Genomic DNA, 23,385 nt, shown 5'->3' with positions numbered 1-23,385 from the left:
CTGCGGACCGCGCCCTTCGTGCTGTGCTCAGACTCCGGCGTAGGAGTGCTTGCCGGTGACGAAGATGTTGACGCCGTAGTAGTTGAAGAGCCAGCAGCCGAAGGCGATCAGCGCCAGGTAGGCGGCCTTGCGGCCCTTCCAGCCGGCCGTCGCGCGGGCGTGCAGGTAGCAGGCGTACGCGACCCAGGTGATGAAGGACCAGACCTCCTTGGGGTCCCAGCCCCAGTAGCGGCCCCAGGCGTCGCCCGCCCAGATCGCGCCCGCGATGATCGTGAACGTCCACAGCGGGAAGACGGCCGCGTTGATGCGGTACGAGAAGGTGTCCAGGGACTTCGCCGAGGGCAGCCGCTCCAGCACGGAGGCCGCGAACTTTCCGGGCGTGCCGCCGCCCGCGAGCTTGTTCTCGTAGCTGTCGCGGAACAGGTAGAGCAGCGTGCCGACGGCGCCGAGGTAGAAGACGGCACCGCAGATGATGGCCGTGGAGACGTGGATCCACAGCCAGTAGGAGTGCAGCGCGGGCACGAGCTGGTCGCTGTCGGTGTACAGCGTCGTGGTGGCGATGCCGAGGTCCAGCAGGACCGTGGTGATCAGCAGCAGACCGATCCAGCGGACGTTCTTCCGCAGGGCCAGCAGGATGAGGTAGGCGCCGACCGCCACGGTGGAGAAGGTGATCGAGAACTCGTACATGTTGCCCCAGGGGGCGCGCTGCACCGACGCGGCCCGGGCGACGACTCCGCCGGCCTGGACGGCGAAGGCCACCACGGTCAGGGAGACCGCGATCCGCCCCCACAGGTCGCCCTTGAACGTGCCGCCCGCGGCTCCGGGGCCGTCCGGGACGTCCCGGGTGCCCGCGGCGGAGCGGGTGACGATCCTGGGGCGGTCCAGCACGGCCGTACCGCCGGAGTTCTGTGCGGCCTGCGCCTTCACCGCGGGGCCCGCGGTGGCGGACCCGGTCAGCGCGGCGGCCGTACGGCCGACCTTGCTGCGGCTGCCGAACACCCACTCCGCGATGTGCGCGAAGAAGGCCAGGGTGTAGACGGCCATCGACGAATAGATCAGCGTGTTGCTGATGTTCGCCAGATTCTCGTTGGTTGCGGCGGCGAGACTCACTTCTCAGCCCCTTCAGCAGGTTCTTCGGAAGGTTGTTCGGGCACGGGATCGGGATCGGGCGCCGTGGGCGCCTCGGTGTTGAGCGCGACCGCGAGACCGGCCAGCTCCTCGGGAAGCCTCGCGGACTCGCTGCGGCCCAGGCCGGCCATCTCGACGACGGTGACGCCGTCCGTTCCCCGTACGGCCTTCACCCACACCCGGCGCCGCTGGATGAAGAGCGACCCGGCGAGTCCGGCGATGGCGGCGATGGCGCCGGTGAGCGCCCAGCCGCTGGCGGGCTGGCGCGAGATCTGGAAACTGGCCCATTCCTCGACGCTCTCGAAGGTGACGGTGCCCGCCCCGCCGGGCAGCTTCATGGACTCGCCGGGGCGCAGCCGCTGCTTGAGCTTGTCCCCGTTGCTGTCCTTGAACTCCTTCATCTGGGACGTGTCGAGCTGGTACACGTTCTGCGGCAGTCCCGAGTCGACGCCCAGGCTGCCGTAGTAGCCGTTGAGCGCGAGGACCGGGTAGTCGGCACCGGGGAACTGGGAGAACATCGTGCCCTGGCCGTCACCCGCGAACGTCGGGACGAAGAAGGCCTGGAAGCCCAGCTGGGTCTTCTTGCCGTCGGCGCCGCGGTAGCCGTCCATCACCTTGATCGCACCGGTCGACGTGACGTTGTTGTCGATGGGCAGCAGCGGCACGGCGGTCCTGTAGACCTCCTTGCCCTTGCCGTCCTTGACGGAGATCACCGGGGCGTAGCCGTGCGCGTTCAGGTAGACCTTGGTGCCGTCCACGACGAGCGGCTTGTTGACCTCGATGACCTTCTTCTTCGGCGCGCCGTCCGTGCCCTCGGAGTAGGTCACCCGGGCCTCGTAGGTCCGGGGTGTGCCGCGCTGGGGGCCGCTGCGCTCGTACGTACCGACGAAGTCGTCCAGCGTGAAGCTGAACGGGGTGAGCTCGTCCGTGTCGAAGAGCGAGCCCGACTTGAAGTTGTCGTACTGGGTGAGCGTGTTGGAGAAGCCGTCGTTCTCGACGACGAGCTTGCCGCCCTCGGACTTGAAGAGCTGTCCTCCGGCGAAGGAGACCAGCATGACGATCAGCGCGATGTGGAACATCAGGTTCCCCGCCTCGCGCAGGTACCCCTTCTCCGCGGCGACGGCGTCACCCACCGTGTGCGAGCGGAAGCGGCGCTTGCGCAGGATGGCGAGGGCGGCCTCACGGACCTGCTCGGGTTCGGCGTCGGTGCGCCACGTGGTGTACGCGGGCAGCCGGGTCAGCTTCTTCGGGGCGCCGGGCGGGCGGCCGCGAAGCTGGCCGACGAACTGGCCGGTGCGCGGGACGATGCAGCCGACGAGGGAGACGAACAGCAGGATGTAGATCGCGGAGAACCACACCGAGCTGTAGACGTCGAAGAACTGCAGCGCCTCGTAGACCGGGGTGACCGTGGTGTGGGCTTCCTTGAAGGTCTGCACCTTCAGTTCGTCCACGCTGTTCTGCGGGATCAGCGAGCCGGGGATGGCGCCGAGCGACAGCAGGAACAGGAGGATCAGGGCGACCCGCATCGAGGTGAGCTGCCGCCAGAACCAGCGGGCCCAGCCGATGACACCCATCGCGGGTACGGAGGAGGCGGACTCCTCGCGCGGGGCGGTGGAGAGCTGTGCTCCGGCCTCGCCGAGGTCGCGCTCTTCCTTGGTGTTCGTGTTGCTCATGGACTCAGATCCCCACAGTGAAGCCGTTGGACCAGACCTGCATCTCCTGCATGAGCACGTCCCAGGCGCCCGTCAGGAGGAGCACGCCGGTCGCGATCATCATGCCGCCGCCGATGCGCATGACCCATACGTAGTGGCGCTTGACCCAGCCGAACGCGCCGAGTGCCTTACGGAAGGCGACCGCTGCCAGCACGAAGGGGATACCGAGTCCGAGACAGTACGCCACGGTGAGTACCGCCCCGCGCCCCGCGGTCCCCTGGTCGATCGCGAGCATGCTGACCGAGGTGAGCGTCGGGCCGAGGCACGGGGTCCAGCCGATCCCGAAGAGGGCGCCGAGCACGGGTGCGCCCGCCAGTCCGGTCACCGGCCTCTTGTGGATGCGGAACTCCCGCTGCGTCATCCACGGCATCAGCCCCATGAAGAAGATCCCCATCAGGATCATCAGCACGCCGAGGACCTTGGAGAGCACCTCGCTGTGTTCCTGGAGCCGGTCGCCGAAGTAGCCGAAGAGCGCGCCGCCGGAGACGAAGACCGCGGTGAATCCGAGGACGAAGAGCGAGGCGCCTGCGACGATCCGGCCGCGCCGGGCTTCCGCCAGATCGGTGCCGCTGACCCCGGTGACGTAACTGAGGTAGCCGGGCACGAGCGGCAGGACGCACGGCGAGAAGAAGGAGACGAGACCGCCGAGAAGGGCGATGGGCAGGGCGACCAGGAGGGCCCCGCTGAAGACCGTCTCGTTCATTCCGGTGGTCGCGGCGAGCTGGAGCACCGGATCACTTCTCCGCGATCAACGGGTCGATCATCTCGCGCAGCTTCTCGGCGTCGACGGCGGCGAGCGTGCGGGCGGCGATCTTCCCGTCGCGGTCCACGACCACAGTCGACGGGATCGCCTTCGGGTTCAGGGTGCCCTTGGGGAAGCGGAGAAGGAGCTTGCCGGTCGGGTCGAAGAGGCTCGGGTAGGTGACGCCGTAGTCCTGCTCGAAGTTGATCGCGGCGGCCTTCTGCGGGTCCCGGGTGTTGATCCCGACGAACTGGACGCCCTGGTCCTGGGTCTCCTGGGCGACCTTCGCGAAGTGCTTGGCCTCGGCGCGGCAGGGGGCGCACCACGATCCCCAGACATTCAGGACGACGACCTTGCCCTTGTAGTCGGCGATGTCGAGAGCCTTGCCGTCCAGGGTGGTGCCGTCGAGCTTCGGCACGTCGGTGCGTTCGCCCTTGGCCACCGTGGAAATGCCACCGCTGCCGGTGACGAAGTTGGTGTTGCCGCCGCCGCCGGCCTTGGTGCCGTCACCGCTGCATGCGGACAGAGTCAGTGCACCGGCCACTGCTGTGGCGGCGAGCAGGGTGAAGCGGCGTCGGGATGCGCGGCCAGAGCTCATGTGAAAAGTTTCGCATGGCAGTTCCAGGGATCTTCCGCACCCCCCTCGATGCCCGTAAAGCCCCTTGTCAGGCCTGTTTAAAGAAGGTGTTCCAGCCGCCGTCCGGCGACTGGCCGACCTCGAGGGTACGAAGCTTCGCGAGCACCGCAGGGTCCTGCACGTCGAGCCAGTCGACGAACTGCCGGAAGGAGACGAGGCGCACATCCGGCTTGTCCGCGATCTTTTTGATCACTTCCTCGACGGCGTCCATATAGATTCCGCCGTTCCACTCCTCGAAGTGGTTGCCGATGTAGAAAGGCGCGCGGTTCGTCTCGTAGGCGCGATCGAAACCGGCGAGGTAGGCGCCGGTGGCCTGGGTGCGCCAGCCCGGATAACGCGCGGGCATGCCGTTGGTCGAATTCATCGACTGGTTGGCGAGGATGTTGTAGTCCATGGAGAGAACTTCGAAGCTGTGGCCGGGGAACGGCACGCCCTGCAGCGGAAGATCCCAGATCCCCTGGCGTTTCTCCGGCCACATCTGCCGGCCGCCGGGCGAGCTCGCGTCGTAGCGCCAGCCCAGCTGTTTCGCGGTCGGCAGGAGATTGTCCTGGCCGAGCAGACAGGGGGTGCGGGCGCCGACGAGTTCCTTCCGGTAGTCGAACGGCAGTGGATCGAGGTCTGTCCAGCCGGTGTTCGTCCGCCATTCGGTGACGAAGGAGATCGCCTGGTCGATTTCGCTCTGCCATTGCTCGGCCGACCAGTTGCCGACGGATCCCGAACCGCCGCAGAAATGCCCGTTGAAGTGCGTACCGATCTCGTGCCCGTCGAGCCAGGCCTGGCGGACGTACTTGAGGGTCTGCTTGACGTGATCGTCGGTGAGGTAACCGATGTCGGAGGCGCCCCTGGGGTTGTTGGGCGGGCGGTACAGGGACTTCTTCGACTCGGGCAGGACATACAGCCCGGAGAGGAAGAAGGTCATCCCGGCGTTGTGTTCCTCGGCGATTTCGAGAAAGCGGGGGAAGAGGCCGTTGCCGACCTCGCCGGCCCCGTCCCAGGAAAAGATCACGAACTGCGGCGGTTTCTGGCCGGGTTCGAGCGGGACGGGGGCGGCGGGCTGATTCGGCTGCTTTCCGGTATCGGCCGTGGAACCGTCACCGATGAGCCTGATGTTCTTCTTGGGAGGGCCTCCGCCGTTCCCGTGCGTTCCCTTGTCGCCTTTGGGGGTCTTCTCGGGACCGGAACGTCCGCTGTCCGACGATCCCAGGGTGCCGCAGCCGTTCATGGAGAGAGCGGCTGCGGCGCCGAGCCCCGCCCCGAGCAGGCCCCTTCGGTTGATCTCACGCATAGCGTCCCCATCTGCGGTCGTTTTACCTCAAGCCCATACAAACTGGCGAAGGCTTAGATGAGGAAAGCAACACGACGGTTCCGCTGATAATCACAAAAGTTGTTACGTGATCAGACGCTTACAGGTACTGCACATCACGCATCCGCGAAGGAGTGACGCCCGGGTCGTACGGGGCTCTATGCCCCGAACGCCTTGGACTTCCCCTTCACCGGCTTCGCCCCCGCGAGCAGATGCGCGGGCACCAGATCCCGGGCCGGCTCGGTGTACCCGACGGACACGATCTTGTCGCCCTGGTACGTGAAGGTCGTGAGCGAGGCCAGCGTGCACTGCCGCTTGCGCGGGTCGTGCCAGAGCCTGCGCCGCTCCACGAAGCTCCGCACGATCCAGATCGGCAGCTGATGGCTGACGCACACCGCCTCGTGCCCGCGGGCGGCGTCGCGCGCCGCGTCCAGGGCGCTCATCATCCGTACGACCTGCTCGACGTACGGCTCGCCCCAGGACGGCTTGAACGGATTGGTGAGGTGCTTCCAGTTGTCCGGCTTGCGCAGCGCGCCGTCGCCGACGCCGAACGTCTTGCCCTCGAAGACGTTGGCCGCCTCGATGAGCCGCTCGTCGACGGCCAGGTCCACGCCGTGCGACTTGGCGATCGGGGTGGCCGTCTCCTGGGCGCGCTCCAGCGGCGAGGCGACGACATGGGTGATGTCGCGCTTGTCCAGGTGCTCGGCGACCCGGTCGGCCATCCGGCGGCCGAGGTCGGAGAGTCCGTAGCCGGGGCGCCGCCCGTAGAGCACGCCCTCCGGGTTGTGCACCTCGCCGTGGCGCATCAGGTGGACGACGGTGATGTCCTTGCTGCGCGCGCTGGTCTCGCTCATGCGGTGGCCTCCGATGCGGCACGTGCGGCGGCGGGCAGGGCTGCGGCGATCCGCTCCACCGCCCGCGCGTCGTGGGCGGTGGAGACGAACCAGGACTCGAACGCGGAAGGCGGCAGATAGACGCCCTGCTCCAGCATCGAGTGGAAGAAGGCGGTGAAGCGGAAAGCTTCCTGCTTCTTCGCGTCCTCGTAGTTGCGTACCGGCTCGTCGGTGAAGAAGACGGAGAACATGTTGCTCGCCGCCGACACGGTGTGCGCGACACCCTCCTTGGTGAGCGCCTCGCCCACCAGCGCCCGGAGCTCCGTGGAGACCGCGTCGACCTTCACGTACGCCGCGTCGTCGAGCAGCCGCAGCTGGGCGAGGCCGGCAGCGGTGGCGATCGGGTTCCCGGACAGGGTGCCCGCCTGGTAGACGGGGCCGACGGGGGCCAGGTGCGCCATCACATCGGCACGGCCGCCGAAGGCCGCGGCCGGGAAGCCGCCGCCCATGACCTTGCCGAAGGTCATCAGGTCGGGGCGGACCCCGTCGATGCCGTACCAGCCGGCCCTGGACGTACGGAAGCCGGTCATCACCTCGTCGGAGATGTACAGCGCGCCGTCGGCCGCGCAGATCTCCTTCAGCCCGGCGTTGAAGCCGTCCAGCGGCGGTACGACGCCCATGTTGCCCGGCGACGCCTCGGTGATCACACACGCGATCTCGCCCGGCTGCGCGGCGAACACGGCGCGCACCGCCTCCAGGTCGTTGTACGGCAGCACGATCGTGTCGCCCGCCTGGGCGCCCGTGACACCGGGCGTGTCGGGGAGGCCGAAGGTGGCGACACCGGAGCCGGCGGCGGCCAGCAGCGCGTCGACGTGCCCGTGGTAGCACCCGGCGAACTTCACGATCTTCGCGCGCCCCGTGAACCCGCGGGCGAGCCGGATCGCGGACATGGTCGCCTCGGTGCCCGAGGACACCAGCCGCACCTGCTCCACGGGCTCGATCCGGGCCACGATCTCCTCGGCGAGCGCGACCTCGCCCTCACCGGGTGTACCGAACGAGGTACCCCGGGCGACCGCGTCCTGGACGGCCGCGATGACCTCGGGGTGGGAGTGGCCGAGGATCATCGGCCCCCACGAGCACACGAGGTCGACGTACTCGCGGCCGTCGGCGTCGGTGAGGTACGGACCCGTACCGGACACCATGAACCGGGGCGTACCGCCCACGGCCCGGAAGGCACGCACGGGAGAGTTCACGCCGCCGGGCGTCACGAGGGACGCACGGTCGAAAAGCGTCTGCGAAACTGGGGCTTCGTATGAATACGCCACTTTGGTCCTGATCTGCGATTCGAGGTTCGGGGGGTCTGGCCGGAATTCTCGGCCACCGGTGAGCAGGGAGCGCGCTCTCCCCGTATGAGGCTCGTACAACGAAAGGGCTTCAGTCTCCTCGCGTCTGCGAAACTGGGGCGTCATAGGGAAAGCTCACACATGCCATGGTGTCAGAGGCACCGACGGTCTTGCGGACAGGTGTTTCACCGCACGCTCGTGGGGGAGGTCACTGACACGATGATCGGGTTGCGCGGCGGGGGCTGTGTCTCCTAAGAAGTAGTCGGGTGGATGAGATATGCATCGCGGTGGCGGAGTGGGCGAAGGGACCGACGACCTGGGGCCCGAGCCTGCCCGGCGAGGGCGGCACCGGCGTGAGGGCGAACGCGTACGGGACACCCAGGCGGGTAGCGCCGGGAGTCCCGAGGGCAGGAGCAGTGGACTGGTGGGGGTGACCTACAAGTATTTCGGTGCCCCCGACGGCGCCACTGCCGCACGTGTGCCCATTTCGATGCGCCCGGAGGAGCTGGGCGGCGACGAACTGGGCATGGGCGGCATGTTCAGCAAGATCAAGCCCGAGACGGTGGCGGCCATGGTCCTCACCGGCATACAGGGCATACCCCTGAACAAGGTCCCCCCGCTGGAACTGGTCGTGCTCCACCCCGACTACGCGGTGGTCAAACTTCCGATGACGGTCGTCGACCCACTGCGGGACGTCGGCGAGGAGTCGGTCGGCGCGGCGGCCTTCATCTGGTCCACGGTCCCGGACCGCGGCGGCCCGCGCGACGCGTTCAACGTCTACCAGCTGCTCCACGAGTGGCAGGACTTCTCCCACCGTCTGCATGACGCGGGGCACCAGGCGTACTGCCTGGTCTGGCCCTGACCTGGTCCTTCATCAACCGATGAACGGCCCCCCGAAGGGCCGAACCGCTCCTCGCGCCGGGCTGCCCGATCCGTATCGCAGGCCCGCGTCCTGCGCCGGGGAGCTCGGTAGCCATGCGCCCGCCCAACCGACGAGCGGGCCGGCGGACAAGTGGACGACTGCGGACCGCCCCGGGAGCTGCCCTCCTTCTCACCGCGACCCTCTTTTCGCCGGGGCCTTCCTTCGCGCCGCCTTCTTCGCGCGCTTTCTTCGCGCGTCCCCGCCGCCGGTTCCGCTCGGTTCACCCCCGACCTCACCCCGAGGCACCCTTAGATCTCCCTGAGATGTGTCAGGTTTCTTTGACAGGTCCGCACGAGGGGTGTCAGCTTTGAGTGACAGGTACGCAGGAAGGGGGCAGCGATGCCCGGAGCCCCGGCCCCGCAGCCGAGCGGGGACGAGCTGCTGAAGGTCTTCGCGGCGCTCGGAAATCCGCATCGCATGCGGATCGTCGCGGCGCTCGTCGACGGCGGCCGCAACTACGTGAGCCGGCTCGCCCGCGAACTGGGCATGGGCCGTCCGCTCCTGCACATGCACCTGCAGCGGCTGGAGGCGGCAGGGCTCGTCACCGGCGAGCTGGAGCTGTCGCAGGACGGCAAGGCCATGAAGTACTTCGAGGTCACCCCGTTCTGCTACGGACTGACCCCTCAGGCCGTGGCACAAGCTGCCCGGACGATCACCGACGAAGACAAAGAGACCGTGAAGGAGACTGCGCGATGAACGGAGCGGACTGGGCGGGAGTGGTCGGCGCCGGCGGTGTCTTCCTCCTCATGATCGTGGTCGTCTGGCAGGTGGCCGCCACCTGGCGGGCCCGCATGCTGGCGTCGCGCGAGGAGCAGTACAAGCGCCTGGCGGCGAAATACGCGGAGCTCCTCGAGGACAACGTCGAGCTGCACCGCCGCACCCTCGACGAACTGACGCAGGCCCGCGCCTCGATCACTTCGATGGAAAAGATGATGCGCGAGATCGAATAGCGCGCCGGCCGGGTACTCGGGAGGCCGGGCGCCGGGTTCGAGCAGGCGGACACACAGAGCGGTACGGCCGGGAGCGGTAACTCCCGGCCGTACCCATGCGGAACACATTCCAGGCACATCCCACCCGGACACCGCGGCAGGTCGGCAAACCTGCACGCCGCGGTGCGGGTCCGTGCGTCCCGGGCCGGTCACCGACCGGCCGCATTCCACCCCAGGAGACTACTCATGAGAACGCTGCTCAAGCGGGCCGCGGTTGCCCCCGGCAGTCGCACCACGAAATGGCTCGTGCTCGCCGCGTGGCTGATCCTCGCCGTCGCACTGGGACCTCTGGCCGGCAAGGTCGCCGACGTCGAGGAGACCGGCCCCAACGCCTTCCTGCCTCGCGGCGCCGAATCCGCTCAGGTCAACACGGAACTGGAGAGGTTCCGAGACGACGCCGTCATGCCGGCCGTCATCGTCTACACGGGCGAGGAAACGGCCGCGGCAGCTTCCAAGGCCGCAGCCGACCGTACGGTGTTCGCCCGGTTCGCCGCCGACGGCGAGCAGGTCTCGCAGCCCCTCGCGTCCGAGGACGGCAAGGCGCTGATGACTGTCGTCCCCCTCGACACGAAGGGCGAGGTGACCGATGCGGTCAAGGAACTGCGCGACATCGCCGGTTCCAACGCCCCGCCCGGCGTCGACGTCGAGGTCGGCGGTCCCGCGGGCTCGCTCGTCGACCAGGTCGCGGTCTTCGACTCCCTCGACTCCACCCTGATGATCGCCACCGGCCTCGTCGTCGCCGTGCTGTTGCTGATCACCTACCGCAGCCCGGTCCTGTGGCTGTTCCCCCTGCTCTCCGTCGGCTTCGCCGCCGTGCTCACCCAGGCCTGCACCTACCTGCTGGCCACGTACGCGAACCTGCCCGTCGATCCGCAGAGCGCGGGCATCCTCATGGTGCTCGTCTTCGGCGTCGGCACGGACTACGCGCTGCTCCTCATCGCCCGGTACCGCGAGGAACTCCACCGGCACGAGGACCGGCACGAGGCGATGAGGATCGCCCTGCGCCGCTCCGGCCCCGCGATCCTCGCATCGGCCGGCACGGTCGCCGTCGGCCTCGCCTGCCTCGCGCTGGCCGACATCAACTCCTCACGCTCCATGGGCCTGGTCGGCGCGGTCGGGGTGGTCTGTGCCTTCCTTGCGATGATCACGATCCTCCCCGCCCTGCTGGTGATCGCAGGACGCTGGGTGTTCTGGCCCTTCGTCCCCCGGTTCGGTACCCCCGCGCACAGGGCCAGGACGATCTGGTCCCGTATCGGATCGGCCGTCGCCCGTCGTCCTCGCTGGTCCTGGATGATGTCGATCGCCGTCCCCGGAGTCCTCGCACTCAGTGCCATCGGCATCAACATGGGCCTCACCCAGTCCGAGATGTTCCAGGACAAGCCCGAGTCCGTGCTCGCCCAGGAGAGGATCTCCGCGCACTACCCGTCGGGGGCCTCCGACCCCGCGAAGATCATCACGGCCGCCGGAAAGGCGGCCGAGGTGAAGGCAGCCGCGTCGGACGTCGACGGCGTGGCCCGCGTCGAAGAAACGGACCGTACGGCTGACGGCGAACTGAGCACCCTCTCCGTGGTGCTGGAGGACGCCCCGGACAGCCGGGCCGCCAAGGACAGCATCGACAGCCTCCGCGAGGCCGTTCACGCCGTCGGCGGTGCGGAGGCGCTGGTCGGCGGTACCACCGCCCAGACGCTGGACACCCAGCGGGCCGCCTACCGGGACCTGAGGACCGTCATCCCGGTGGTCCTCCTGGTCGTGTTCCTCGTCCTGGTGCTGCTGCTCCGCGCCTTGGTCGCCCCGCTGCTCCTGCTGGCCACCGTCGTGCTCTCGTACTTCGCGGCACTCGGGGCCTCGAACCTCCTGTTCGAGCACGTTCTCGGCTTCGCGGGAGTCGACTGGTCCATTCCGCTCATGGGCTTCGTCTTCCTCGTCGCCCTGGGCATCGACTACAACATCTTCCTGATGCACCGGGTCAGGGAGGAAGTCCTCGGGCTCGGCCACGCGCGCGGTGTACAGGAGGGCCTGACCAGCACCGGAGGAGTCATCACCTCCGCCGGAGTGGTGCTCGCGGCGACCTTCGCGGTCTTCGCCGGACTGCCTCTGGTGACGATGGCCCAGATGGGGGTCATCGTCGGCATCGGCGTGCTGCTCGACACCTTCCTCGTACGGACCGTCCTGGTGCCGGCCCTCGCTCTGGACCTGGGGCGCTGGTTCTGGTGGCCGGGCCGGCTCTTCCGGGGCACGGAGCGCCGACCCGACGGGCAGCCGGCCGTTCCGGACGCCCCGGCGGAGCGGATCAGCAGCCGGTCGTGACCTCCGGGGCACCTGTACCGATCTGCAGGACGGTCGGGGCGGCGCAGCAGCCCCCTCCGTCGGCATCGGCCCCTGTGGCGGCTGCCTCGTCGAAGAGTCCCGCGCCGCCGCAGACCCCGGTCTCGGGCAGGGTCAGCTCGACGCGTTCGGCCGCGTCCCGGTCGCCGGCGAGGGAGGCGGCGATGGAACGGACCTGCTCGTAGCCGGTCATGGCCAGGAACGTCGGGGCGCGGCCGTAGGACTTCATGCCGACGACGTGGATGCCCTTCTCCGGGTGGGACAGCTCCTTCACTCCGTGGGGGTAGACCGTGCCGCAGGAGTGCTGGTTGGGGTCGATGAGCGGGGCGAGCGCGGCCGGGGCCTGGAGGCGTTCGTCGAGGTCCAGGCGGAGTTCGGACAGGAGGTCCGTATCGGGGCGGAAACCGGTGAGGGCGATGACCTCGTCCACCGGGTCGAGGCGGCGGCCGTCCTCGGCGACGAGGACCAGCCCGCCACCGGTCCTCTCCGTGGCCAGGGTGCGGAAGCCGGTGACCGCGTCCGCGTGGCCGTCGTCGACGGCCGCCTTCGCCGCGAGCCCGAGGGCGCCCCGGGCGGGGAGCTGGTCGGCCTCTCCCCCGCCGAAGGTGGAGCCGCCGATGCCGCGGCGCAGGATCCACAGGGCGTGCGTACCCGGGGCCTCCTTCGCCAGGCGGGCCAGCTGGGCGAGTGCGGTGAAGGCGGAGGCACCCGAGCCGACGACGGCGGTGCGCCTGCCCGCGTACCGGGCGCGTACGGCGGGGTCGTCGAGGTCGGGGACCCGGTAGGAGATGCGCTCGGCCGCCGCACGCTCGCCGAGGGCGGGGAGACCGTCGGCACCGATCGGGCCCGGGGTGTGCCACGTACCGGAGGCGTCGATGACGGCGCGGGCGGTGATCCGCTCCTCGGCGCCGTCGGCGCGGGTGACATGGACGGTGAAGGGCTGCTCGTCGCGGGCGGCGTCGACGACCCGGTCGCGGCCGAGTCGGGAGACACCGCCGACCCGGGCCCCGTAACGGACCCGGTCGCCCAGGACGTCGGCGAGCGGCTGGAGGTACTGCTCGGCCCAGTCGCCCCCCGAGGGATAGCCGGAGGCGTCGGGTGCGGCCCAGCCGGTGGGGGCGAGGAGCTTCGCGGCGGCCGGGTCGACGAGCTCGGACCAGGTCGAGAAGAGCCGTACGTGGCTCCACTCGCGCACGGCACTGCCGGCGTGCGGACCGGCCTCCAGGACGAGGGGCTCGATACCGCGTCCGAGCAGGTGGGCTGCGGCGGCCAGGCCGATCGGGCCTGCGCCGATCACCACGGTGGGCAGGGCGGCAGTGGGCACGGTCACGACGACTCCCTCGATTGCTGTTTCGACATCCGTCGATGAGCTGCTGCCGCAAGCCTCCCACTTGATTCGACGCTCGTCAACATAGACATATGTCGAATCAGAAGATCTCGAAGTGTCTGATTCGATGTGTGTCAACATAGATGCATGTCGAATACGCAGGCGTTGCCGCTGCTGCAGCCGGAGACCGTGCCCTGCTGCCCGCCCATGACCGAGCGCGCCCTCACCTCCGAGGAAGCCGTACGCACGGCCGCGATGTTCAAGGCGCTCGGCGACCCGGTCCGGCTGCGGCTGTTCTCGCTGGTCGCCTCCCACGAGGGCGGGGAAGCCTGCGTCTGCGACATCTCCGACGTCGGCGTCTCCCAGCCGACCGTCTCCCACCACCTGAAGAAGCTCAAGGAGGCCGGCCTGCTCTCCTCCGAGCGGCGCGGCACCTGGGTCTACTACCGGGTCGAGCCCTCCGTACTGGCCGCGATGGGGCAGCTGCTGCGCACCACCGCGGCCTGAGACGTCAGTGGCCGCCGGTCAGCTCGCCGCTGAGTGAGTCGTGGATGCGGGCGCTCGGTTCGTTGAGCCCGGTGATCTCCACGCTCTTCCCGCGCTGTTCGTACTTGGTGGTGATGGCGTCCAGGGTCGCGACCGAGGAGGCGTCCCAGATGTGCGCGGCGCTCAGGTCGATGACGACCTTGTCCGGGTCGTCCACGTAGTCGAACCGTCCGACCAGGTCGTTGGACGACGCGAAGAAGAGCGCGCCGGTGACGGAGTAGACGACCCTGCTGCCGTCCGGGTCGGTGACCGCCGTGACGTCGGCGAGGTGGGCGACCCGTTTGGCGAAGATGACCATCGCGGTGACCGAACCGACGACGACGCCGACCGCGAGGTTCTCGGTCGCGACCACGCAGACGACCGTGATGACCATGACCGTGATCTCACCGGCGGGCATCCGCTTGAGGGTCCTGGGCGCGATGGAGTGCCAGTCGAACGTCGCGAAGCACACCATGACCATGACCGCGACGAGGGCCGCCATCGGGATGTCGGAGACGACCGGCCCGAAGACGATGCACAGGATCATCAGGAACGTACCGGCGAGGAACGTGGACAGACGGGTGCGGGCGCCCGAGACCCGTACGTTGATCATGGTCTGGCCGATCATGGCGCACCCGCCCATGCCGCCGAAGAACCCGGTCACGATGTTGGCGACGCCCTGGCCGATGGACTCGCGGGTCTTGCTGGAACGCGTGTCGGTGATCTCGTCCACCAGCTTCGCCGTCATCAGCGACTCCATCAGGCCGACGAGCGCCATGGCCAGCGCGTACGGGGCGATCGTCGTCAGCGTGTCCAGGGTGAAGGGCACGTCCGGCAGGCCGGGTACGGGCAGCGACGAGGGCAGCTCACCGTTGTCACCGACCGTCGGGACCGCGATGCCGGCCGCGACGGTGATCACGGTCAGGATGATGATGGAGACCAGCGGGGCCGGGACCGCCTTGGTGATCCTCGGGAAAAGCACCATCATCGCCAGCCCGGCGATGACCAGCGGATACACCGGCCAGGGGACATCGGTGATCTCGGAGACCTGTCCCATGAAGACCAGGATGGCCAGCGCGTTGACGAAGCCGACCATCACGCTCCGGGGCACGAACCGCAGCAGCTTGGCGACTCCGAGCGCCCCGAGGACGACCTGGAAGACGCCTCCCAGGATGACGCCGGCGACCAGATAGCCGAAGCCGTGCTCGCGGTTGAGGGGGGCGATGACCAGCGCCACCGCCCCCGTCGCGGCGGAGATCATCGCGGGCCTGCCGCCGACGAAGGAGATGACGACAGCCATGGTGAACGAGGCGAACAGACCGACCGCGGGGTCGACGCCGGCGATGATCGAGAACGAGATCGCCTCGGGAATCAGCGCCAGGCCCACGACGAGGCCGGCCAGGGCTTCCGTCCGGAAGACCTTCGGGGACAGCCAGGACGGGCGGTGACCGCGCAGCAGGCCGGCCGCGGAAAGTACGGAAGAGGGCAAGGGGAGCGACACCTGTCGTACTCGGGCACGCCCGGCAGCACCGTGGGACATGCGTGGACCGCGGAGCCCGGACGGCGTTCCGCGGATCGTCCGCGCGGCGGACGGAAGTTTCGGGGGCAGCAGCATCCAGGGCTGCTGTCGGGGCGGAGTTCCGCGGCGAGAGGCTTCGCCGGCCGCGGCCCGCAACTCCCCGGGCACCGGATTCCGCCGGGGGCATCGTCGGCCCCGTCCCGTGCCTGGGAGCTCACCAACTCTACCGTTCCCGGCCGGTGCGCCCGATTGGGTCGGGGACGCGCCGGTGCGTTCCGGACGCGCCCCGAGCCCGCTTCAGGCGCTGGATTCCCGCAGTCACGCCCCGTTCGGCGGGACGCTTCCCGAGTGTGATCCGCTCCCCGCCCGTGACGAGGGCCTCACGGCAGCCGAGATGGGGCGAGGCCCTTGGGGGCGAACCTGCGCCGCCAGGCCAGCGACACGTACACGAGCGCGATCAGTACCGGGACCTCGATCAGCGGGCCGACCACACCCGACAGCGCCTGTCCGGAGGTGACGCCGAAGGTGGCGATGGCGACGGCGATCGCCAGCTCGAAGTTGTTGCCGGCGGCCGTGAACGCGAGCGTCGCGGTGCGTTCGTAACCCAGGCCGACGGCCTTGCCCAGCAGGAACGTGCCGAACCACATCAGGGCGAAGTAGACCAGCAACGGGAGCGCGATCCGGACCACGTCCAGGGGCTGCGAGGTGATCGTCTCCCCCTGCAGGGCGAAGAGGATGACGATCGTGAAGAGCAGCCCGTACAGGGCCCACGGGCCGATCCTGGGCAGGAACGCCGCTTCGTAGGTGTCGCGCCCCACCCGCTTCTCGCCGAGGCGCCGGGTGAGGAAGCCCGCGAGCAGCGGGACACCGAGGAAGACGACGACGTTGAGGGCGATCCTCCCCATCGGGATGTCGAGCTTCTCGCCGTCGCCGAGGCCCAGCAGGCCGGGCAGCAGGTCGAGGTAGAACCAGCCGAGCACGCCGAACGCGACGACCTGGAAGACGGAGTTGAGAGCGACGAGCACGGCGGCGGCCTCGCGGTCCCCGCAGGCCAGGTCGTTCCAGATGATGACCATGGCGATGCAGCGGGCCAGGCCGACGATGATCAGGCCGGTGCGGTACTCGGGCAGGTCGGGCAGGAAGATCCAGGCCAGGGCGAACATGACGGCCGGGCCGACGATCCAGTTGACGGCCAGCGAGGAGACCAGGAGCCTGCGGTCCCCGGTGACGGCATCGAGCTTGTCGTACCGCACCTTGGCCAGCACCGGATACATCATGATCAGCAGGCCGACGGCGATCGGCAGCGAGACGCCCCCGACCTCGACGTTCGCGAGCGCGGCGTCCATCCCGGGGACCAGCCGGCCGAGCCCCAGACCGAGAGCCATCGCGACGAGGATCCACACGGCCAGGAACCGGTCGAGCACGGAAAGACCGGCGACGATCGCACCGCTGCCGCGGCTCTGTGCGGGCGTCCGCCCCGGTGAGGCGGTGCCCTGTTCGGCCGTGGCCATCAGCAGGCCCGCTTCCGGCCGGTCTCGGCTGTCGTACGCGCGGTGGCGGCCAGCTCGCCGAAGGAGCCGGCGAGCGCCTCGACGACCTCGGGCCGCAGCGAGTAGTACGTGAACCTGCCGCACGGCTCCGTCGCCACCACACCGGCCTCGCGCAGCACCTTCAGGTGGTTGGAGAGATTCGTCTGCCGGGCGCCCGTCTCCTCCACGAGGTGGGACGTACACAGGGTCTCGTGGGCGAGCAGGGTCACGATCTGCAGCCTGAGCGGGTCCGCGAGAACCCGGATCAGGTCAGTGGTGGCTGACGTCATCATGGGCTGATACTTTCACACATCAGCAGCTGCTGATATCACCTGGCGGTGAAGCGAAACGGAACCCGATTCCGTCGTGAACGGAACCCCCTTCCCCCGTGAGTGGAGAGAGATCCCCGATGTCCGACAAGCCCTCCGTGCTGTTCGTCTGCGTCCACAACGCCGGCCGCTCCCAGATGGCAGCCGCCTGGCTGACCCACCTCGCCGGGGACCGCGTCGAGGTCCGCTCCGCCGGTTCCGCCCCCGGGGACGCCGTGAACCCGGCCGCTGTGGAGGCGATGGCGGAGGTCGGCATCGACATCTCCGCCGAGACCCCGAAGATCCTCACCGTCGACGCGGTGAAGGAGTCCGACGTCTGCGTCACCATGGGCTGCGGCGACACCTGCCCCGTCTTCCCCGGCAAGCGGTACCTGGACTGGAAGCTCGACGACCCGGCCGGACAGGACGTCGCGGCCGTCCGCACCGTCCGGGACGGGATCAGGGTTCTGGTCGAGGGCCTGATCGAGGAGATCGCCCCGGACGGCACGGCCGAGCAGGCACCGGCGGATGACGGGGCGGAGGCCTGACCCACCCAGGTCACGCCCCCATTCAGCCATTCATTGTCCGAAGAAGGATCTCCAGCCACCCCGCCGGCTGTGCCGATGCAAGAGGCATCGACGTCGGAGGAGGCCCGGCATGGGCGACATTCTGCTGGCCCTGTCCATCCCGCTCCTGACCTTCGCCGGCGGCATCCACGCAGCGGGCGACTGCTGGTGGCGGCGCAGGCATCCGGCTCCGCCGTCCCCGTACACCCGTCACGCGGCACGTCTCGCCGAACAGGACGTGCTGACGCGGGCCGAGGCCGTCGTCGACCGCGCGTACGCCTCACTCGGCCGTTTCTACGACTGCCCGCCGGGCATGCGGCCGCCGACGGCGGGGACGGCCGGCGATGTCACGGCCGCGGCGGGCACCAGCCCGGATCGCGGCCCGTCACAGCCAGGACCTGCTCGAAGGCTCCTGCCTCGGGCGGTACGGGGAACGGCTCGCCGAACACCTTCATCTCCCGGGCCTGCGGCGCCATCCCGGCCAGACCCGGGCCCAACTCCCGCACCACGGCCGGGTCGGGCACAAAGTCCTGACCCGTCGCCCGCGCCAGGTCCCAGGCGTGCACGGTCAGGTCCCCCAGCACCATGAGCCCCACCGTTCTGGCCGGGAGCCCCATGCCTCCGGCCACACCGTCCTCGGCACCCGGCTCGTCCCAGGCCTCCACCAGCCGCGCCGTCCCGTCCCCGAACCTGCGGCGCCAGTCGCCCGTGACGACATCCGGCGTCCGGCTGAAGTCGACGGGCTCCCGGGCCGCCAGAGCGCGGAAGTTGGCGACCACGAGGAACAGATGGTTCAGCAGGGCCCGCACGTCGTACTCGGTGCACGGCGTGGGGGCAGAAAGGTCCTCGTCACCGATCCCCCGCACGACGGGACAGGCCTGCTCGGCGGAAACGTCCAGAAGTTCACTGATCTTCTTCATGCTCCCGACGATGCCCCCGGCCGGGCGCGCCCGTCTTGAAGAAACGCGACAGGTGCGCCGGGGGCCCGCCGTAGGATCCCGATCATGGCCGGACCCGCACGCGACACACGGGGCATCGTCGACGCCTCCGACCTGTTCACCCGCGTGCGGTTCCGTCTGCGCGAACCCGCCCCCGCGCTGCGCCCCTGGCTGGAGCACTACTGGCTGATCGACTGGGACCTCACGGAGCCGTACACCTCGCATGTGGTCCCCCACCCGTCGGTCCACCTCGTCCTCCAGCGGCACGAGTCCGGCACCAGGGCGGAACGGGCCGGTTTCGCCGAAGTGGTCGGCATCGTCCAGGGACTGTTCAGCCAACGGCTGGAGGGCAGGGGACGCGTCTGCGGCGTGAAGTTCCGGCCCGGCGGATTCCGGCCGTTCGCACCGGAGAGGCCCGTGTCGGCGTGGACCGGGCAGAGGCTCCCTGCTCAGGAGGTGCTCGCCGCACCGGACGTCGACGCCGTTCTCGATCCCGCCGAGGAGGACGCCCGGGTCGCAGCACTCGATGCCTACCTGCTGCCGCTCGTGCCCCCGCCGGACCCGCAGGCCGAGCACGTGATGGCGCTCGTCGAACGCGTACGCACGGACCGCTCGCTGCTCCGCGTCGATGAGCTGGCCCGTGCCGAGGGCCTGTCGGCACGCTCACTGCAGCGGCTCTTCGCCACCTACGTGGGCGTCGGGCCCAAGTGGGTCATCCTGCGGTACCGCATCCACGAAGCACTGCAGCGCGCCGAGACGGACCCGGAAACCGACTGGGCCGCGCTCGCCGCCGATCTCGGCTACAGCGACCAGGCGCACCTGGTCAGGGACTTCACGGCGACGGTGGGCGTGCCGCCGACGGCTTTCGCGCCCCGCTGACGCCCGGCCCGCTGTCGCAGGCGCGCACTACAGTCGCTCCATGGAACGCACTCCACCGGTCCCTGCGCCCCTGCGGATCGAGCCCTGGTCGGACGACGACCTCGAACTGCTCCGCCTGGCCAACGCCCCCGAGCTGATGGACCACCTCGGCGGTCCCGAGACCCAGGAGCAGCTCGAAGCCCGCCACGAGCGGTACGCGGCGCTGAGCGCCGACCGGACAGGCAAGGGCCGCATGTTCCGGATCTCGCTGGCCGCAACGGGCGAGGGCGTGGGGACGATCGGTTTCTGGGAGACGACCTGGCAGGGCGAGCAGGTGTACGAGACGGGATGGGCGGTCCTCCACGGCTTCCAGGGGCTCGGCATCGCCACGACCGCCACGAACGCCGTTGCCGAACAGGCACGGGCGGAGCACAAGCACCGCTTCCTGCACGCCTTCCCGTCCGTCGCCAACGCGGCGTCGAACGCGGTCTGCCGCAAGGCGGGCTTCGTGCTCATCGGCACGTGCGACCTGGAGTACCCTCCGGGCCGCCCGATGGTGGCCAACGACTGGCGACTGGACCTGCACCCGGACCGCTGACCGCGACCGCCCGGACGCGGCCCGCCGCCGGCCCGCGTCCGCGCGCCCCGGAAACCTCTCGCTGCCGCGCCCCGCGCAATGGCATCCTGGCCAGGTGAACGGACCCGAGATCGCCCTCGAAGTAGCCCCGGAACTGCGGCTCTTCGTCGCCCACGAGCGTCGGCAGGGCGCACCGGCGTCATCACCGACGGCTCCTCGACCCTGGGACACGTCGTGGAATCCCTCGGCATCCCGCTCACCGAGGCCGGACAGCTCCTGGTCGACGGCCGCCCCGTGCCCGTCTCACACATCCCCGGTCCGGGCGAGCTGGTCGAGGTGCGGGCCGTGCAACGCCCGCAGCAGGTCCCCGGCGCGCCGCTCCGCTTCCTGCTGGACGTCCATCTGGGCACGCTCGCACGCCGGTTGCGGCTCCTGGGTGTCGACGCGGCGTACGAGAGCAAGGACATCGGCGACCCGGCACTGGCGACCCTCTCCGCGAAGGAGCGGCGGATCCTGCTCTCCCGCGACCGGGGGCTGCTCAGGCGGCGGGAGATCTGGGCGGGGGCGTACATCTACAGCGACCGCCCGGAGGAGCAGCTCCGCGACGTCCTGGGTCGTTTCGCGCCCGCACTCGCACCGTGGTCCCGCTGCACCGCCTGCAACGGGCAGCTCGCACAGGCCGACAAGGACTCCGTGAGTGCCCATCTGGAGCACGGCACGCAGGAGTCCTACGACGTGTTCGCGCAGTGCACGGACTGCGGGCGGGTGTACTGGCGGGGCGCCCACCACGCCCGCCTGGAGGCCGTCGTGGCGGACGCCGTGCGCGAGTTCGGCGAGCTCCACAACGAGGCGCCGACCGCCTAGCCGGTCGGCGACCGTGCGCCGCCGGGAGGGCTTCGCGTTCACGACGTCCTCGCGGGCGCCGTGCAGCAGACCGCTTAGCCGCCGCGTCCGGACACCCGGGCCGTCCCTTCCTGCGCGCCGGCCGGTGAAGGCGCCCGCGCACCCGCCCGCCTGCGTCCGGCTCCTGGCACGGCCCGCCTGCGCGCTCCTGCGGTTGCCCGCACGTACGGCTGCCCACTCGCACGACTGCGCGCTCCTCAAGCTGCTCGCTCCTACGGCTGCTGCGCGCCCCTACGGCTGCTCGGCCGTCAGATAGCGCTGGACCGTCGGCGCGAGCCAGCCGACGATCTCCTGCCGGGACATCGAGACGGCGGGCCCGATGCGCAGGACGTACCGCGCGAGCGCCATGCCCAGGATCTGCGAGGCGACGAGCGCCGCACGGCGCGGCGCATCGGCCGGGTCGGGGCAGACGCCGGCGGCCACCGGCCCGAGCTGTTCGGCGAAGACGGCCCGCATCCGCTCGGCTCCCGCTTCATTGGTGACACCCACCCTGAGCAGGCCCGTGAGCACGTCGTCCTGCTCCCAGCGGTCCAGGAAGTGCTCGACGAGGACCGCGCCGATGTGCTTTCCCGGCAGTGCGCCCAGACCGGGGATCCGCAGGTCGATCTCGGACGCCGCGGCGAACAGGCCCTCCTTGGAGCCGTAGTACCGCATCACCATCGACGGGTCGATGCGCGCGTCGCGGGCTATGGCGCGGATGGTGGCGCGCTCGTACCCGTCGGCGGCGAAGCGCTCGCGTGCGGCGTCGAGAATCGCGGCCTTGGTGGCGTCCGAGCGGCGCGGGGACGAGGAGGCTTGAGCTGGCATGCCAACAATCGTAGGCCAACAAGCGTTGACATGCCATATCCACGGGCTCTATGTTTGCCAACAAGCGTTGACCCACAACCGTTGGCACATGGCACCGGGAGGCCGTCATGACCGGCACATCCAGCAGCGAATCCAGCACCTCCGGCACCCTCGACGTACTCGTCGTGGGCGCGGGGCCCACGGGCATGCTCCTGGCGGGCGACCTCGCCGCCCAAGGACTGTCGGTCACCCTCGTCGAGCGCCGCCCCAAGGAGACGGGCAACATGACCCGCGCCTTCGCCGTCCACGCACGCACCCTCGAGCTGCTCGGCACCCGCGGCCTCGCCGACGAGCTGATCGCGACCGGCACCCTCCTCACCCGGATGCGGCTGTTCGGCAGGCTCTCGCTCGACCTGTCGCGGCTGCGGACCCGATTCCCGTACCTCCTGATCACCCCGCAGTACGAGGTGGAACGCCTGCTGGAGCGCCGCGCACGCGCAGCGGGCGTGACCTTCCGGTACGGGACGGAGCTGCTGGGCCTGAGCCGGTCCGCCGACCGGGGCACGGTCACCGCCGGGATACGGGACACCGAAGGGACCCGCTCCACCCTCGAAGCGAAATACCTCGTCGGCACCGACGGAGTCCGCAGCGCCGTCCGCCACGCCCTCGGGCTGCCCTTCCCGGGCGAGTCCGTGATCAGGTCCATCGTCCTGGCCGACGTCCGCCTCGCGGAGGAACCCCCGAGCCTCCTCACCGTCAACGGCGTGGGGGACGCCTTCGCCTTCATCGCTCCCTTCGGCGACGGCTGGTACCGGGTCATGGGCTGGAACCGCACCCGGCAGGCCTCCGACAGCGATCCCGTGGAGCTCGACGAACTGCGCGAGACCGCCCGCCTCGCGTTCGGCACCGACTACGGGATGCACGACGCCCGCTGGATCTCGCGCTTCCACAGCGACGAACGCCAGGTGCCCGCCTACCGCACCGGCCGGGTCTTCCTGGCAGGCGACGCCGCCCACGTCCACTCCCCGGCGGGCGGCCAGGGCATGAACACCGGGCTCCAGGACGCCGCGAACCTCTCCTGGAAGCTCGCCGCCGTCCTGCACGGGCACTCCGCCGACCCCGAAGCACTCCTCGACAGCTACCACGCCGAACGGCACCCGGTCGGCACGAAGGTGCTCCGCGCCAGCGGCGCGATCATCCGCCTCGCCATGGCCAGGACCCCGCTGCAACGCGCCGTACGCACCGCCGTGACCCGCCTGCTGTCCGTCGTGCGACCGGCCTCGGACAAGGCGATCGGGATGATCACCGGAATCGGGATCTCCTACCCCGCGCCTCGCGGCAGCCACCGCCTCACGGGCACCCGAGCCCCCGACCTGAAGCTCCTCGAAGGCCGTCTCCACGACCTCCTGGGTGACGGCGCCTTCACTCTGGTCACACCCCCGGACGCTCCCACCCCGGAGACCCCGGTCCCACTCGTCCACGCGCACTGGACCGGAGACCGCACCACCACGCTGCTCGTCCGCCCCGACGGATACATCGCCTGGGCCGGCGAGCACCCCGACCCCGAAGCGCTGCGTCACGCGATAGCCCGGTGACCGCCGGGGAACGGAGCGCG

Annotated in this window: 22 protein-coding genes and 1 pseudogene; 10 read left to right on the top strand and 13 right to left on the bottom strand. The window is 69.8% G+C overall.

Translation table 11 applies throughout. The features are described from left to right. Positions 1-27 precede the first annotated feature (27 nt). From ccsB to hemL, 7 genes are all read right to left on the bottom strand, one after another. On the bottom strand, positions 28-1,110 hold the full coding sequence (gene ccsB, locus ACFQ6X_RS26130; protein ID WP_383184837.1) for a c-type cytochrome biogenesis protein CcsB: 1,083 nt from the start codon (positions 1,108-1,110) through the stop codon (positions 28-30). Next, a complete protein-coding gene (locus ACFQ6X_RS26125; RefSeq protein WP_383184836.1) occupies positions 1,107-2,801 on the bottom strand; it encodes a cytochrome c biogenesis protein ResB in 1,695 nt (564 codons plus the stop codon). The genes ccsB and ACFQ6X_RS26125 overlap by 4 nt, the downstream gene beginning before the upstream one ends. 4 nt (positions 2,802-2,805) lie before the next feature. Beyond that, positions 2,806-3,543 carry a cytochrome c biogenesis CcdA family protein gene (locus ACFQ6X_RS26120; RefSeq protein WP_383184875.1) on the bottom strand — a complete coding sequence of 246 codons (738 nt, stop codon included), beginning with the start codon at positions 3,541-3,543 and terminating at the stop codon, positions 2,806-2,808. A 31-nt stretch (positions 3,544-3,574) separates the two neighbouring features. Further along, positions 3,575-4,180, bottom strand: a complete 606-nt coding sequence (locus ACFQ6X_RS26115) for a TlpA family protein disulfide reductase (RefSeq protein ID WP_383184834.1) — start codon at positions 4,178-4,180, stop codon at positions 3,575-3,577. Positions 4,181-4,247: 67 nt separating this feature from the next. Continuing rightward, the gene (locus ACFQ6X_RS26110; RefSeq protein ID WP_383184832.1) at positions 4,248-5,504 is read right to left on the bottom strand and encodes a hypothetical protein; all 1,257 of its coding nucleotides are present in this window, start codon (positions 5,502-5,504) and stop codon (positions 4,248-4,250) included. Positions 5,505-5,680: 176 nt separating this feature from the next. Continuing rightward, positions 5,681-6,376: a histidine phosphatase family protein gene (locus tag ACFQ6X_RS26105; RefSeq protein ID WP_383184830.1), complete on the bottom strand. Its 696-nt coding sequence runs from the start codon at positions 6,374-6,376 to the stop codon at positions 5,681-5,683. Next, positions 6,373-7,680, bottom strand: coding sequence for a glutamate-1-semialdehyde 2,1-aminomutase (gene hemL / locus ACFQ6X_RS26100; protein WP_383184829.1), 1,308 nt, complete (start codon positions 7,678-7,680; stop codon positions 6,373-6,375). Before hemL ends, ACFQ6X_RS26105 begins: the two co-directional genes overlap by 4 nt. A gap of 295 nt (positions 7,681-7,975) precedes the next feature. On the opposite strand from hemL, the gene ACFQ6X_RS26095 reads away from it, so the two are divergent. The 4 genes from ACFQ6X_RS26095 to ACFQ6X_RS26080 all read left to right on the top strand — a co-directional run bounded on the left by ACFQ6X_RS26095 (position 7,976) and on the right by ACFQ6X_RS26080 (position 11,916). Next, positions 7,976-8,560 (top strand): hypothetical protein, encoded by a 585-nt coding sequence (locus ACFQ6X_RS26095; RefSeq protein ID WP_383184827.1) that lies wholly within the window; start codon positions 7,976-7,978, stop codon positions 8,558-8,560. Between the two features lie 399 nt (positions 8,561-8,959). Further along, positions 8,960-9,316, top strand: coding sequence for an ArsR/SmtB family transcription factor (locus ACFQ6X_RS26090; RefSeq protein WP_383184826.1), 357 nt, complete (start codon positions 8,960-8,962; stop codon positions 9,314-9,316). Further along, complete coding sequence (locus tag ACFQ6X_RS26085) at positions 9,313-9,570, top strand: hypothetical protein (protein WP_383184824.1); 258 nt, start codon at positions 9,313-9,315, stop codon at positions 9,568-9,570. The genes ACFQ6X_RS26090 and ACFQ6X_RS26085 overlap by 4 nt, the downstream gene beginning before the upstream one ends. A gap of 225 nt (positions 9,571-9,795) precedes the next feature. After that, entirely contained in the window at positions 9,796-11,916 is a 2,121-nt protein-coding gene (locus tag ACFQ6X_RS26080; protein WP_383184823.1) for an MMPL family transporter, read from the top strand. Here the strand turns inward: ACFQ6X_RS26080 and ACFQ6X_RS26075 are convergent. Further along, the gene (locus ACFQ6X_RS26075) at positions 11,900-13,264 is read right to left on the bottom strand and encodes an NAD(P)-binding domain-containing protein (RefSeq protein ID WP_383184822.1); all 1,365 of its coding nucleotides are present in this window, start codon (positions 13,262-13,264) and stop codon (positions 11,900-11,902) included. The two genes, ACFQ6X_RS26080 and ACFQ6X_RS26075, sit on opposite strands and share 17 nt — an antisense overlap. 144 nt (positions 13,265-13,408) lie before the next feature. Between ACFQ6X_RS26075 and ACFQ6X_RS26070 the strand changes: the two genes are divergently transcribed. Next, positions 13,409-13,768: an ArsR/SmtB family transcription factor gene (locus ACFQ6X_RS26070; protein ID WP_383184820.1), complete on the top strand. Its 360-nt coding sequence runs from the start codon at positions 13,409-13,411 to the stop codon at positions 13,766-13,768. Positions 13,769-13,772: 4 nt separating this feature from the next. On the opposite strand, the gene ACFQ6X_RS26065 is transcribed toward ACFQ6X_RS26070, so the two are convergent. From ACFQ6X_RS26065 to ACFQ6X_RS26055, 3 genes are all read right to left on the bottom strand, one after another. Further along, complete coding sequence (locus ACFQ6X_RS26065; RefSeq protein ID WP_383184819.1) at positions 13,773-15,275, bottom strand: SulP family inorganic anion transporter; 1,503 nt, start codon at positions 15,273-15,275, stop codon at positions 13,773-13,775. Positions 15,276-15,685: 410 nt separating this feature from the next. Beyond that, positions 15,686-16,816, bottom strand: coding sequence for an ACR3 family arsenite efflux transporter (gene arsB / locus ACFQ6X_RS26060; protein WP_383184817.1), 1,131 nt, complete (start codon positions 16,814-16,816; stop codon positions 15,686-15,688). Then, positions 16,816-17,127: an ArsR/SmtB family transcription factor gene (locus tag ACFQ6X_RS26055; RefSeq protein ID WP_383184816.1), complete on the bottom strand. Its 312-nt coding sequence runs from the start codon at positions 17,125-17,127 to the stop codon at positions 16,816-16,818. Before ACFQ6X_RS26055 ends, arsB begins: the two co-directional genes overlap by 1 nt. Positions 17,128-17,243: 116 nt before the next feature. Here ACFQ6X_RS26055 and ACFQ6X_RS26050 point away from each other — a divergent pair, with 116 nt between their 5' ends. Beyond that, positions 17,244-17,690 (top strand): arsenate reductase ArsC, encoded by a 447-nt coding sequence (locus tag ACFQ6X_RS26050; protein ID WP_383184814.1) that lies wholly within the window; start codon positions 17,244-17,246, stop codon positions 17,688-17,690. 365 nt (positions 17,691-18,055) lie between these two features. Here ACFQ6X_RS26050 and ACFQ6X_RS26045 read toward each other — a convergent pair whose 3' ends face one another. Continuing rightward, positions 18,056-18,628, bottom strand: a complete 573-nt coding sequence (locus ACFQ6X_RS26045) for a TIGR03086 family metal-binding protein (RefSeq protein ID WP_383184813.1) — start codon at positions 18,626-18,628, stop codon at positions 18,056-18,058. Positions 18,629-18,712: 84 nt separating this feature from the next. On the opposite strand from ACFQ6X_RS26045, the gene ACFQ6X_RS26040 reads away from it, so the two are divergent. The 3 genes and pseudogenes from ACFQ6X_RS26040 (at position 18,713) to ACFQ6X_RS26030 (ending at position 20,945) form a co-directional block, all read left to right on the top strand. Beyond that, positions 18,713-19,525 carry a DUF6597 domain-containing transcriptional factor gene (locus tag ACFQ6X_RS26040; RefSeq protein WP_383184812.1) on the top strand — a complete coding sequence of 271 codons (813 nt, stop codon included), beginning with the start codon at positions 18,713-18,715 and terminating at the stop codon, positions 19,523-19,525. Between the two features lie 40 nt (positions 19,526-19,565). Beyond that, complete coding sequence (locus tag ACFQ6X_RS26035; protein WP_383184810.1) at positions 19,566-20,102, top strand: GNAT family N-acetyltransferase; 537 nt, start codon at positions 19,566-19,568, stop codon at positions 20,100-20,102. Between the two features lie 94 nt (positions 20,103-20,196). Continuing rightward, positions 20,197-20,945, top strand: a pseudogene (locus tag ACFQ6X_RS26030) (Mut7-C RNAse domain-containing protein). Between the two features lie 270 nt (positions 20,946-21,215). Here the strand turns inward: ACFQ6X_RS26030 and ACFQ6X_RS26025 are convergent. Then, positions 21,216-21,791: a TetR family transcriptional regulator gene (locus tag ACFQ6X_RS26025; protein ID WP_383184809.1), complete on the bottom strand. Its 576-nt coding sequence runs from the start codon at positions 21,789-21,791 to the stop codon at positions 21,216-21,218. A gap of 107 nt (positions 21,792-21,898) precedes the next feature. On the opposite strand from ACFQ6X_RS26025, the gene ACFQ6X_RS26020 reads away from it, so the two are divergent. After that, positions 21,899-23,365: an FAD-dependent monooxygenase gene (locus ACFQ6X_RS26020; protein WP_383184808.1), complete on the top strand. Its 1,467-nt coding sequence runs from the start codon at positions 21,899-21,901 to the stop codon at positions 23,363-23,365. Positions 23,366-23,385: the final 20 nt, after the last annotated feature.

Source organism: Streptomyces sp. NPDC056452 (assembly GCF_042796085.1).
Lineage (GTDB): Bacteria > Actinomycetota > Actinomycetes > Streptomycetales > Streptomycetaceae > Streptomyces.
This window is presented reverse-complemented; position numbering and strand designations above follow the sequence as displayed.